General features: G+C 39.5%; 13 protein-coding genes. 6 read left to right on the top strand and 7 right to left on the bottom strand.

What is annotated here, in order from left to right; all coding sequences use genetic code 11:
* Positions 1-13: 13 nt before the first annotated feature.
* The 5 genes from ftsZ to CDW55_RS04060 all read left to right on the top strand — a co-directional run bounded on the left by ftsZ (position 14) and on the right by CDW55_RS04060 (position 5431).
* Entirely contained in the window at positions 14-1849 is a 1836-nt protein-coding gene (gene ftsZ, locus CDW55_RS04080) for a cell division protein FtsZ (protein WP_088468431.1), read from the top strand.
* A 2-nt stretch (positions 1850-1851) separates the two neighbouring features.
* The gene (locus CDW55_RS04075; RefSeq protein ID WP_088468430.1) at positions 1852-2298 is read left to right on the top strand and encodes a GatB/YqeY domain-containing protein; all 447 of its coding nucleotides are present in this window, start codon (positions 1852-1854) and stop codon (positions 2296-2298) included.
* A gap of 198 nt (positions 2299-2496) precedes the next feature.
* Complete coding sequence (locus CDW55_RS04070; protein ID WP_088468429.1) at positions 2497-2907, top strand: BrxA/BrxB family bacilliredoxin; 411 nt, start codon at positions 2497-2499, stop codon at positions 2905-2907.
* Between the two features lie 140 nt (positions 2908-3047).
* Positions 3048-3830: a DUF4382 domain-containing protein gene (locus CDW55_RS04065; protein WP_088468428.1), complete on the top strand. Its 783-nt coding sequence runs from the start codon at positions 3048-3050 to the stop codon at positions 3828-3830.
* An 86-nt stretch (positions 3831-3916) separates the two neighbouring features.
* Positions 3917-5431, top strand: a complete 1515-nt coding sequence (locus CDW55_RS04060) for a GH3 auxin-responsive promoter family protein (protein ID WP_088468427.1) — start codon at positions 3917-3919, stop codon at positions 5429-5431.
* Positions 5432-5461: 30 nt separating this feature from the next.
* Here the strand turns inward: CDW55_RS04060 and CDW55_RS04055 are convergent, their stop codons facing one another.
* The 7 genes from CDW55_RS04055 to CDW55_RS04025 form a co-directional block, all read right to left on the bottom strand.
* Complete coding sequence (locus CDW55_RS04055; RefSeq protein WP_088468426.1) at positions 5462-5803, bottom strand: hypothetical protein; 342 nt, start codon at positions 5801-5803, stop codon at positions 5462-5464.
* A gap of 36 nt (positions 5804-5839) precedes the next feature.
* The gene (locus CDW55_RS04050; RefSeq protein WP_179285904.1) at positions 5840-6220 is read right to left on the bottom strand and encodes a hypothetical protein; all 381 of its coding nucleotides are present in this window, start codon (positions 6218-6220) and stop codon (positions 5840-5842) included.
* A gap of 1 nt (position 6221) precedes the next feature.
* The gene (locus tag CDW55_RS04045) at positions 6222-7010 is read right to left on the bottom strand and encodes an endonuclease/exonuclease/phosphatase family protein (protein WP_228399602.1); all 789 of its coding nucleotides are present in this window, start codon (positions 7008-7010) and stop codon (positions 6222-6224) included.
* Between the two features lie 203 nt (positions 7011-7213).
* Positions 7214-7945 carry a rhomboid family intramembrane serine protease gene (locus CDW55_RS04040; protein ID WP_088468424.1) on the bottom strand — a complete coding sequence of 244 codons (732 nt, stop codon included), beginning with the start codon at positions 7943-7945 and terminating at the stop codon, positions 7214-7216.
* A gap of 5 nt (positions 7946-7950) precedes the next feature.
* Positions 7951-9711, bottom strand: coding sequence for a DNA mismatch repair endonuclease MutL (gene mutL / locus CDW55_RS04035; RefSeq protein ID WP_088468423.1), 1761 nt, complete (start codon positions 9709-9711; stop codon positions 7951-7953).
* A gap of 74 nt (positions 9712-9785) precedes the next feature.
* Positions 9786-10505 (bottom strand): class I SAM-dependent methyltransferase, encoded by a 720-nt coding sequence (locus CDW55_RS04030; RefSeq protein ID WP_088468422.1) that lies wholly within the window; start codon positions 10503-10505, stop codon positions 9786-9788.
* 91 nt (positions 10506-10596) lie between these two features.
* Positions 10597-12711 (bottom strand): prolyl oligopeptidase family serine peptidase, encoded by a 2115-nt coding sequence (locus CDW55_RS04025; RefSeq protein WP_088468421.1) that lies wholly within the window; start codon positions 12709-12711, stop codon positions 10597-10599.
* A gap of 133 nt (positions 12712-12844) precedes the next feature.
* Here CDW55_RS04025 and CDW55_RS04020 point away from each other — a divergent pair, with 133 nt between their 5' ends.
* Positions 12845-13042: a hypothetical protein gene (locus CDW55_RS04020; protein ID WP_088468420.1), complete on the top strand. Its 198-nt coding sequence runs from the start codon at positions 12845-12847 to the stop codon at positions 13040-13042.
* The last annotated feature ends 1 nt before the right edge of the window (position 13043 follow it).

The raw sequence follows: 13043 nt of genomic DNA, 5'->3' as shown, positions 1-13043 counted from the left end.
AAATACAAATACTATGGAAAATATGAACACACCAGGATTCTCATTTGATTTGCCAAAGGGAAATTCATCAATTATAAAGGTTATCGGAGTTGGCGGCGGCGGAAACAACGCATTGAAGCACATGTATGAAAGAGGGATTCACGGAGTAGATTTTGTAATCTGCAACACCGATTCCCAGACTTTGGATAACAACCCCGTTGCCAACAAAGTTCAGCTTGGGGTAACCATTACCGAAGGTTTGGGCGCTGGTGCAGACCCTGAAGTAGGTGAAAAAGCTGCTATCGAAAGTATTGAAGACATTAAAGCTTCAATGGGACAAAATACGAAAATGGTTTTCATCACCGCAGGAATGGGCGGCGGAACCGGTACCGGTGCAGCTCCTGTGATTGCAAAAGTGGCGAAAGACATGGGAATTCTTACCGTAGGAATCGTTACCGTACCTTTTAGTTTTGAAGGAAAAAGAAGGCTGGAGCAAGCCGATTTAGGTTTGGAAAAACTTAGAAATAACGTGGATTCCCTTATCGTTATCAACAACGATAAACTGCGCCAGCAGTACGGAAATCTTGGTTTCAAATCAGGATTCTCTAAAGCTGACGAAGTGTTGACAAACGCTGCAAAAGGAATGGCAGAAGTAATTACAGGATATTTTGATGTAAACATCGACTTCCGTGATGCAAAATCTGTTTTGCAGAATTCAGGAACGGCTTTAATGTCGAACGGTATTGCTTCCGGCGAAAACAAGGCCGAAGAAGCTGTGAAAAAAGCACTCGACTCTCCTTTATTGAATGATAACAAAATCACGGGCGCAAGAAACGTTCTTCTTTTGATCAGAAGTGGTTCCGAAGAAGTTACCATGGACGAAATCGGCGTGATTATGGACCACATCCAGAAAGAGGCAGGAAATACTGCTGATATCATTTTCGGAGTGGGAACCGATGAAGAACTGGGCGACGCAGTAAGCGTACTTGTTATTGCAACAGGATTTGCGAAAGATAACCACAAGCATTCAGGCACTTCAGAAAAAATTAAATTTTCTCTTACCGATACCATGGCGGCGCCTTCAAAACCAGAATCTCCTTTCAAACAAAAAGCTGAAAAAGAAGAGATTACAAGAGAAGATTTTACCAGAAAGAGCCTTTTCGTTTTAGATGATGAAGACGATTTCCAGACGCCACAGTTCTCCGCAAAAACTGCCGAGAAAAAAACCGCTGCCGAAAATGATACGGCCACCGAAATGCGTTTCTTCGACCTGAATGAAGAATCCAATCCAGATCAGACTTTCAACATCAACGAGCCGCAGGAACTGGATTTATTTTCTTTCGAAGATCAGTATGACGCGACCGAATCCGTTTCTTTCAAATTTGAAACTGAAGATACACCGACCGAAAAAGCACCTGAAACCAACAACACTTCATTTACTGAAGAAAAACCAATGGAATTCAGTTTTTTCGTAAACGAACCGATTGAGGAGCCGAAAGTTGAGACACCACAACCTAAAGCAGAAATCAAGGAACAGCCGGTTCAGAAAACCGAAATTAAGGTGCAGCAAACCATAGAAGAGCCACAGCAGACAACAAAATTGGAAACTTCTGATGATTTTACCTTCATCAGTAAAGTCGCTCCGAATGATAAAATAATTGAAAGAAGAAACAAACTCCGGGAATTCAACTCCAGATACCAGACGACAGAATCTGAAAACGATTTTGAAACAGTTCCGGCCTTCCGCAGAAAAAATATTACCATTGAAAACGGTAATGCTTCTGAACAGAAAATAAATAATTTTCTTGCAGAAAACAACGGTAGAATGCAGGTTCGCGAAAACAGATTTCTAAACAAAGACGTAGATTAATTATGAGCTTGGAACTTACCATCAGCGAGGCGATAAAAACCGCCATGAAAGATAAAGACAAAGTAGCACTCGATTCTCTGCGTGCCGTAAAATCTCAGATCATGTTGCTAAAAACCGAGGCCAAAGGCGCCGAAGTTTCGCCGGAACAGGAAATTGCTATTTTACAGCGCATGATAAAGCAGCGCAAAGATTCTTACGAACAGTTTACTGCACAGAACAGAGCTGATCTTGCCGAAGTAGAAGAAGCACAGATGAAAGTGATCGAAAAATATCTTCCCAAGCAGCTTTCTGCGGAAGAACTAGAAACGGAAATGAAAAAAATCATTGCCGAAACCGGTGCACAAAGCGCCAAAGACCTGGGAAAAGTAATGGGAGCTGCCAGTAAAGCACTTACAGGAAAAAGCGATGGAAAAAGCATTTCCGAAATGGCTAAGAAATTACTCTCCTAAAAACAACGGATATTCAACCTTTGCATATCGATTTGATTGAAGCCCGGCGCATTACATGCTCCGGGTTTTTTATGACAAAAAGACAAAAATTGATTTTCGGAATGATTTTGATGCTCATTATGAATGAAATTTAGTGCACGAAATTCATTAAATTTGCAGTGAGAAAAGTCTCAATTTTAACCATAAATAATTTTTTATATGTATCCAGAAGAATTAGTAATGCCGATGAAGGCTGAGCTTACCGATAAAGGATTCCAGGATTTAACCACTCCTGAAGAAGTAGCTAACGCAATTAAAAAAGAAGGTACTACCCTTTTGATGATTAACTCTGTTTGCGGGTGCGCAGCAGGAGCAGCAAGACCGGGGGTGATTTTTTCTTTAACCGGAGATAAAAAACCTGATCAGTTAACCACTGTTTTTGCAGGTTTCGATAAAGATGCGGTAGCAGAAGCAAGAAAATTCCTGGCACCGTTCCCGCCAAGTTCTCCATGTGTAGCGCTTTTCAAAGATGGAGAGTTAGTTCACATGCTTGAAAGACATCATATCGAAGGAAATCCTGCCGGAGCCATTGCTGCCAACCTGCAGGCTGCCTATGACGAGTACTGCTAAAATATCCTTTAATTACAATAAAAAATCTGCACTTATTATTCGGTGCAGATTTTTTTATGTTAAATTCATATAATTTTTTCAGCTTGGTATCGTTATTGAAGAGGTCAAAAAAGCCGAAAACATTTAATTAATAAAAAGTTATGAAAAAATTACAGTTATTATCAGCAATCGTGGCAGTATTATCACTGTCATCATGCACAGATGATGCAACGGCAGGAGGCGGCTCAGCTTCTGTTAATGTAAGACTCACCGACGCACCTGCACTTTATGACAAGGTGAATATCGACGTTCAGAAAATTGAATTCAACACCAATAATGGATGGAATTCGCTGAGCGTAAATACTCCAGGCGTCTATAACCTTTTAGACTTTAGAAACGGAATGGATGTTCTTCTGGCAAAAGCCGAACTTCCTGCAGGAGCAGTTAAACAAATGAGACTTGTATTGGGACCAAACAACTCCGTTGTTAAAAACGGTGTAACATATCCATTGGAAACTCCTTCTTCAATGCAAAGCGGCCTGAAGTTCAACTGGAACCAGACCTTAGAAGAAAATGGAGCTTACAACGTATGGATTGATTTTGATGCTGCGCGTTCCATCGTAAAAAGAGGTAACGGAACTTATGCGCTGAAACCGGTAATCAGAGCTTTCAGTGAACTTACTGATGGACAAATCAAAGGATATGTTCTTCCACAGGCTGCCAATGCACAGGTTCATGTAATTTCGCCGGCTAACGATACCATCGCAACCGCATTACCAAATCTGGCAGACGGATTTTACATGTTTAAAGGATTGCCGGCAAACACTTACACCGTTTCATTTGATGCTGATGCAACTACGCCTTATGTTGATCAAAATCAAGCGGGTGTAACAGTGGTTTACGGACAGGTTAATAATGTGGGAACAAAAACATTAACCCAATAATCAGTCACAAAATATCAGCCGCAAAGTTTTTTTCTTTGCGGCTTTTTTTATTTTTTCTAAAAGCGGTTTTCATTATATTTGTATCAATGGCAACAAAAGCGCTTTTTAATACCGTTGTAAACTGGTTTATCCGCCAGAGGATCGATCAGATGCAGAATTTCATCAATCACCCTATCGAAACGCAAAACGGCGTCTTATTCTCTCAGCTTTATCACGCAGAGAATACGGATTATGGGAAGATTCACGGCTTCAGCTCTATTTCCAGCTACGAAGATTTCTGCAAAAATGTTCCCATCGTTACTTACGAAGATTTCGAACCTTATATTGAAAGAGCCCGACAGGGACAACCCGATGTTTTCTGGCCCGGATATATCCGTAAGTTTGCAAAATCTTCGGGAACCACCAATGCGAAGAGCAAATTTATTCCGATCTCTGAAGAAAGTTTAGAAGACTGCCATTTCAAGGCCGGGAAAGATTTACTTTCCATCTACGCGAATAATCATCCTGAAAATTCACTCTTTTCAAACAAGAATTTAAGACTTGGCGGAAGTTCAGAACTGTATGAAGATTTCAATACAAAATTTGGCGACCTCTCGGCAATTATGATTGAAAACCTCCCGTTCTGGGTGGAAATTACCACGACGCCAAGCAAAAAAGTCTCTTTAATGTCGGAATGGGAAAGTAAATTGAAAGCCATCATTTCTGAAGTGAAAAATGAAGATGTAGGGAGCATGACCGGCGTACCAAGCTGGATGATGGTTTTGCTGCAACGAACCTTAGCAGATACCGGAAAACAAACGATTTCTGAAATATGGCCCAATCTTGAAGTGTTTTTTCATGGCGGCATCAGTTTTACACCTTATCGAGAACAGTATAGAAAAATTATCGGTAAAGACATAAATTATTACGAAATATATAACGCTTCCGAAGGTTTTTTTGCCATTCAGGATCAGCCAGGCAGTGACGAAATGCTTTTGATGCTTGATTACGGAATTTTCTATGAATTTATTCCGATGGATAAATTTAATCCCGATAATTTACAGGCCATCCCATTGCAGGAAGTTGAAATCGGTAAAAATTATGCGGTTGTAATTACCACCAACAGCGGGTTGTGGCGCTATCTGATTGGCGACACCGTAAAATTTACCTCGCTGCAGCCATTCCGCATTAAAATTTCAGGAAGAACAAAACATTACATCAACGCATTTGGTGAAGAACTGATGATCGACAATGTAGAAACTGCATTAGCCAAAGCCTGCGAAATAACCAATTGCTCAGTTACCGATTTTACGGGCGCTCCGGTATTCATGAAAGACAGCGAGAGCGGCGCCCACGAATGGATTTTCGAATTCACCCAGGAACCTGAGGATCTGGAGCGCTTCACCGAAGTTTTCGATAATTACCTTAAATCTGTAAACTCCGATTACGAAGCCAAACGCTATAATAATATGACCTTAAAAAAGCCGATCGTGCATATCGCAAAACCTCAGCTTTTTTATAACTGGATGTCGTCCCGCGGAAAACTTGGCGGACAGAACAAAGTTCCGCGGTTAAGCAACGACAGAGAATATATAGAACCTTTGCTGCAAATGAACCAATAAAAAATCCGCTGTATTCAGCGGATTTTTTATTTACTTTTTCAGATCTTCTTTTACTTTTTCGGCGCCATCTTCTACTTTTTCAGCGCCTTTCGCAGCTGCGTCTTTTACATCTTCACCGGCTTTTTTGAGTTGTGTTCCTGCATGTTCGGCAGCCTCATCAATTTTTTCGCCTGCGGCATTAAGCTTTTCTTTCGCTTTATCTACGGTTGCATTGATCGTTGCAGAATCCAAAGCGGTGGTTTCTTCTTTTTCTATAGTTGTGGTGGTAACGCTGCCGTCTGGATTTTCGGTGGTTTCGACCTTTGTTTCCGATTGTTTGCAGCTCATCAACATTAATGAGAATACTGCTGCGGTTAAAAAATATTTTTTCATAATTGGGTGATTTGTAAGGTTTAAATTTAAAGAAAATTATGGTTGATTTGGTGTTTCAGAAGGTTGATTTTCTGTTGGAGCATTCTGTTTTTCTCTTTTAGCCTTCTCAGCATCCAGTTTTTTCTTTTCTTCAGCCAGTTTGTTTTCGGCTTTTTCCTTTTCTTCTTTGGCTTTATTCAGCAATTTTTCTTCTTCCAATTTAAGCGCTATTTTTTTCAAAGAATCCTGATATTTTAGCGACGAAATTTTTATCCGCCTGGCCACATCCACGGAAGTTGCACCCACCGAAAAAGAATCTACGGCTGTGGTATCATAAGGAACAGTGACAATTTCTTTTTCCACAGGAACCGTTTGAACCGCTTCTTTTCCGCAGGAAAAAAGGATTATAAAAAGCACAAAAAATATATAGTTTTTCATTCTAATCAATTTTAAATTCTGTAATTACAGGAAAGTGATCTGAAACTTTCGCGGATCGGTCTACTTTGTAACTGATGGGCTTTAATTCCGGCGAACAGAACACATAATCGATCCGGATCGGGAATTTATAGTCGTGAAAACTTGTTGAGCTGCCACTACCCGTTTCTACGAAAACATCTTTCAGTTTTTTACCGATTTGATAATATTCATAGGAATTTGGAACAGCATTGAAATCTCCCGCCAAAATTACCGGATAAGGCGATTCTGAAACCGCACGCTGAACATCAGCAACTTCATCCTGATGATTTTTGAATGTAGGAACCAGCTTTCTTACAACATATCTCAACTTGAGTTTGTTTTTATCCAGGTCTTCAGAAGGTTTCATTTTGCCTTTTTCAAAAGAAAAAGGACTCAGATAAACATTAATCAGCCGGATTCTTTTCCCGTTGACTTCCACATCGGCAAAAAAAGAATTTCCGTTTCCTACCGTTGCAATTTTACCCTGTTCAAGGATTTTAATTTTTGAATTTAATGCTACGATTTCGTAAGCATCCGTTCTGTGCTCATAACCTGGAACTTTGAATTCGCTTGCATATTCCTGGGCTAAAATAATATCTGCATCCGTAGTTTTCAGGTAATCATAAACCTTTTGATAGCCGAAAAGTGTACCTCCTTTTATATTAACTGAAACGATTTTTAAATTGGCTTTTTCATGAGCCGTGTCGCTGTAATTCAGCCATCTTCTGGTTGGGTTAACTAAAAATGAACTAAGCAGTAAAAATAAAAACACCCGTTTTTTCCAGAGCACGAGCCAAAATATGCAGAGTAAAACATTCAGAATCATTAATACCGGAAAACTGAGTGAAAGCATATTCACCCACGGAAAAACCCGAGGCGGAATGTAATCATTCAACAATGTTCCCAACAAAAGAACAATAATGAACAGGTGTAAAAGTGTGAGTAAAAAACGGAATATTTTCACAAAAACTCAGCTTAATTAAAACGGTAAAGGTGTTTTTTCCAGATTTTGGCTAGTATAAAACCAACTAAAGCTCCACCAACGTGGGCAAGATGTGCAATTCCGCCTGCATTTCCGGTGACTCCTAAATAAATGGAAACGATGATCACCACTGGCATCAGATATTTTACCTTCACCGGAACCGGGATAAACATCAACATGATTTTGGCATCTGGATATAACGTTGCAAAAGCGGCAATGACACCAAATATTGCGCCTGACGCACCCACCATCGGCACCGAAATTATCGACTGTAATTTGTTCACAAGTCCCTGCTGCTCCAGAACAGCCTCAGAATTTCCTTTAAAGGAAACATTTTCACCATTCATGTAACCGGCTAAATCAAATCCCAAATTCTGCAGGCTGGACTTTATCAACTCAACTTCTACAAAATTCCAAAGATTAAAAAGAAAAAAAGCGCCCAAACCACTTACAAAATAAAGGATTACATATTTTTTGTCTCCCAGCACCTGCTCCAGAACAGGCCCAAAACTGTAAAGCGTCATGAGATTAAAGAGAATATGCAGAAAACTCCCATGCATGAACATGTGCGTAATGATTTGCCACGAATGGAAAAACGGGGAGAAAGGATAAAATGCCGCTAAATATCTGTACATTAAGTCAGTCTGCAAAACGTAAGTCAGGATAAATACGACGATATTTATGATGATAATATTGCGGGTAATGGGTGGTATATTATTAAACATCTGTTTTAAAATTTATTTTTTAATTCATCCAGTGGGATTTCTATAAAACATCTCTTCCCGCCGGGTAAATACTCCGGGAAACCCAGCGCGGTAAAATCGCGTATTACTTGCTCGGCATCAATTTTATAAAGAAAATCAAAACGGGATTTGCTTTGTATTTTATTCCACTGGTTTTGGTAGAAATTAAGGAATTCCTCTTCGGTTTTGTACTCCAGAATGTCGAAAAGATTCTCCATGAATTTCATGACCTGGGTTTCTTTCAAACCTTCCGGAACAGCGTCTATTCTCAACACATTATCGTTCGCAATTACCATTTCGAAACCAAGTTCAGGTAAAAATTTCTTTATTGAACGGAATTTGTTTTTCTCGGTTTCATTCATGTGATATTCCAGAGAAAAAAGCAAGGTATGTTTTTCATTGCTGATTTTTTTCTTTGCATTTCTTTCGCTTATCACCAGACGCTGCATGCGTCCAAGATCGAGCATCAGCGTTTTGCCGCCTTTATTGAAAAGCCAGTAGCCGTTCGGAAGCCTCATTAAATCCTCATCGAAATCTTCATCCTCAAAAAGATTTATTTTAGAAGGTTCTGCGGGAATATTCTGCTGATACATTTCCGTAAGGGCGGTTCGGTCTCCGGCAGAAGCTCGTTCTTCCAAAAACGGATTATAGTCGCGGTCTACGGTAATTTCAGGTGCGCGGAAACTGCTGCTTTTACTGGTTTGGTGAACAAATGCATCGATGCTTGCATCCCTGTCGAAATCAAGGCTTGGAGCCACATTATAAATTCCCAAAGATTTTTTAATCGTGGAACGGACCAAGGCGAAAATTAAATTCTCGTCTTCAAATTTCACCTCGGTTTTTTGAGGATGAATATTAACGTCAACTTTCTCCGGATCAAGCTCCAGAAAAAGGAAAAATGTAGGAATATATCCGGGCAAAAGCAGACCTTCAAATGCTTCCTGTACGGCTTTGTTGAAATAAGCACTGCGGAAAAACCTTCCGTTGACAAAGAAAAACTGTTCGCCACGAACTTTCTTCGCGCCTTCGGGTTTTGCAACAAATCCGTGGAGTTTTACCCAGCCTAAATCTTCTTTAATCGGAATTAAAATAGAATGAAGCTTACGGCCGAAAATCTCTACAATTCTCTGCAGCAGACTCGATTTACGAAGGCGGAAAACAATATCATCGTTATGAAAAAGCTCGAAATCCAGATTTTCATGCGCCAATGCAACCCTTTGAAATTCATCAATAATATGACGGAATTCTACATTGTTGTTTTTAAGGAATTTGCGTCTCGCCGGAACGTTGTAGAAGAGATTTTTTACTGAAAAGTTAGATCCTTCTGCAGTCTGTATCGGTTCCTGAAACTGAAATCCGCCTCCTTCGATGTAAATATTGGTTCCGGTTTTGGCGTCTTGGGTTTTGGTTTTCAGTTCCACCTGAGCCACCGCAGCGATAGAAGCCAGCGCCTCTCCACGGAATCCTTTGGTTGAAATCCTGAAAATATCTTCGGTGGTACTTATTTTTGAAGTCGCGTGTCTTTCAAATGCAAGTCGGGCATCGGTTTCGCTCATTCCGCTGCCATTATCTACAACCTGAATTAAATTTTTCCCCGCATCACGAACAATGAGTTCAACTTTTGTAGCGCCTGCATCAATGGCGTTTTCCATAAGTTCTTTTACGATAGACGCAGGGCGCTGCACCACTTCTCCCGCTGCGATTTGGTTGGCGACATGATCCGGCAAAAGTTTTATAATATCTGACATTTTTTTATTCTCCCACAAAAATAACAATTAGATTCGGGGTTTTGGAAATTTAATAATGATTAGTTTTTCTGCAGTTATCTGTATTTAGCTGCATCTATTTTGGTGGTAATTTTATGGAATACTTTTTCGGAAAAGTTTCTCTGGTCAGCAAGATGTTTCAGCTCGAAATTCCTCTTCTTTCTGATAACCATAAAATGATAGTCGTCCTGTTCCCAAATCCCGTACTTTTCGAAATATACAAGTTCCAAACCGTTTTTCTCCAGATGCTGCATCAGGGTAAAAAGTTCTACTTCCTGGTCAATTACCTGCAGGCTTTCGGGATGGTTAATTCTCGCATAACCAATATATTGCGGATTCGGAATATTGATAAGAATAATTGTTTTTTCCGTGGCAATTTCTGCCAAATTTCGGAAAAGTTCTGCGTGATGCTCCAAAGGAATATGTTCAATGACATCCATCAACGTAATCATATCGAAATCTGAATTTTTGGGCTGGTATTTTACCACATCGGCAACATCAAATTGAATATTCTTCCTATATTTCAGTTCGTTCCCTGCGACGGCGATACTTTTTGCACTTAAATCCACGGCTTCGATGATTCCGTTCTTCACTTTTTTTGCGAGAAGTTTAGTGAAAATTCCAACGCCACAACCCAGTTCCAGGACTTTAGAATCGGTATTCAACCCACCGTTCAGCAATCTTTTATAAAGAGAAATAAGCCTTTCATTGGCACCGGTTTTTATTTGCCGCTGAACGTATTCATCATAAAATTCAGAGATTTCATTCTGTTTCATTGCGTAAAAATAATGATTTATTTTTTGCTTCGATAGCTAAAAAAACTTCCTGAAAATTTCAGGAAGTTTAGAGTGATCATTTTTTTAAGTTTTATTTTTTTAATGCTTTAATCCCCATTTCATACAATGCAAAACTAAGTAAATCAGCATTTTCACCGATAACCTGATCTGTACTTCTGCCTGCTCCGTGGCCCGCATTCACTTCAATTCTTACCAAAACCGGATTATCACAAGACTGTTTTTCCTGAAGCTCAGCACCAAATTTAAAAGAGTGCGCCGGAACAACGCGGTCGTCGTGATCGCTGGTAATAATCATGGTTGAAGGATAACAAACTCCTTTTCTAACCTGATGTACTGGTGAATAAGATTTCAAATATTCGAACATTTCTTTGCTGTCTTCCGCGGTTCCGTAGTCGTAACTCCAGCCTGCTCCTGCAGTGAATTTATTGTAGCGCAGCATATCTAAAACGCCCACGCCAGGGAAAGCCACTTTAGCAAGATCCGGACGCATCGTCATCGTAGCTCCCACTAAAAGTCCACCATTTGAACGGCCTGAAAGCGCCATGTATTCTTTGGAAGTATATCCTTTCTGCTGAAGATATTCTCCTGCTGCAATAAAATCTTCAAACACGTTTGTCTTCTGCATCTTGGTTCCTGCATCGTGCCATTTTTTACCGTATTCGCCTCCACCACGAATGTTTGGAACGGCGTAAATTCCACCATTCTCCATCCAAATTGCGTTTACTACAGAAAATGCCGGCTGCAGACTGATGTTGAATCCTCCATAAGAATACAAAATTGTTGGGTTTTTACCGTCGAGTTTTGTTCCTTTTTTATAGTTGATCATCATCGGAATTTTGGTGCCATCTTTCGAAGTGTAAAATACCTGCTCCGATACATAATTTTCAGGATTGAATTTTACATTTGGCTTTTGATACACTTCAGATGTACCTTTTTCGGTATTGAATTTATAAATCGTGCCCGGCGTGATATAGTTGGTGAATGAAAAATACAGGTCTTTTTCTTTTTCCTTTCCGCCAAAGCCTGATGCAGTACCGATTCCCGGAAGGTCGATGGTTCTGATGAGTTTTCCGTCGTAATCGAACTGTTTCATGCTGGTTACTGCGTCTTTCATATATCTAGCAAAAATATATCCGCCCCCTGTTGACACGCTCAACACGTTTTCAGTTTCAGGAATCACATCAGTCCAAACATTCGGATTGTTGATGTTAAATTTCACCAAACGCATGTTCGGGGCGTTTTTATCGGTTAATGCATAAATATAATCACCTTTGGAATCAATAAAGTCCGTATTGAAATCATATCCATTCTGTACCGGAATGAAATCTGTTTTATTTTTGAGGTCTTTAATATAAAGTTCGTTTCCGTTTGTCGCTTCCGAAGCGCTCAGAATCTCAAATCTTTCATCATCAGAAACACCAATCCCCATATATCTGCGTTTGAAATTTTCGCCTCCAATGATTAACCTGTCGGCAGACTGCTTTGTTCCAAGTTTATGGAAATATACTTTGTGGGTATCTGTTTTCGCAGAAAGTTCGCTGCCTTTCGGTTTGTCGTAGCTGGAATAATAAAATCCTTCATCACCCAACCAGGAAGTTCCGGAAAACTTAACATCCACAATCGTTTCATCAATGATTTCTTTAGTTAAAGCATTCATAATGATGATTTTATTCCAGTCGCTTCCTCCTTCGGAAATTCTGTAGGCTACAAGATTTCCATTTTTATTGAATGAAACTCCGGCAAGCGAAGTGGTACCTTTTTCAGAAAATTTATTCGGATCGAGAAAAATTTCAGTTTTACCGTTTTTATCGGTTCTGTAAAGAACAGATTGTGCCTGCAGACCATCATTTTTATAGAAATAGGTAAAATCGCCTTCTTTAAAAGGAGCACCAATTTTTTCATAATTCCAGATGTCTTTCAGCTGTGATCTCAGTTCTTCACGGAAAGGAATATTTGCAAGGTAATTATTGGTAAATGCTACTTCACGCTGAACCCAGTCTTTGGTATCTTCAGCCATGTCATCCTCTAACCAGCGGTAAGGATCTTCTACTTTAGTTCCGAAATACTCATCAGTGTGTTCCACTTTTTTAGTCTCCGGATAATTGAGGGAATTATTCATTTTTTGAGTAGTACAGGAGGCAAAAAACAACGCTCCTGTAAGCATAATAATTGAATTGGTCTTCATTTAAAACAGTTTTTTCAAATTTATAAAATTAAAACTGTATTCATGTACAGCATCTAAATATTAACAAACTTTAAAATAAAACCTTACAAAAAAGGAATAGGATTTGCTTAACTTCACCCATAAAAGTTTTAGTATGAGAAAAGAAACAGGAATATTATTGGCGGGAGGTCTTGGAGTGGTAGTTGGTTTAGGAATTTTTGGTATTAAAAAATTTTTAGCCAAAAAACACAAAGACTATCACGATTATTATTCAGATTTCCACTGCCATTTTAGTAAAAACAAATATAAAGATGACGGCCATCATGGGGTTGAATTTTTAGCAATGCTATAGA

Origin of the sequence: Chryseobacterium sp. VAUSW3 (assembly GCF_002205795.1) — a bacterium.
Classification (GTDB): domain Bacteria; phylum Bacteroidota; class Bacteroidia; order Flavobacteriales; family Weeksellaceae; genus Kaistella; species Kaistella yananensis.
Note: the sequence above shows the minus strand (reverse complement) of the source record. Positions and strands in the feature narration are given on the sequence as shown.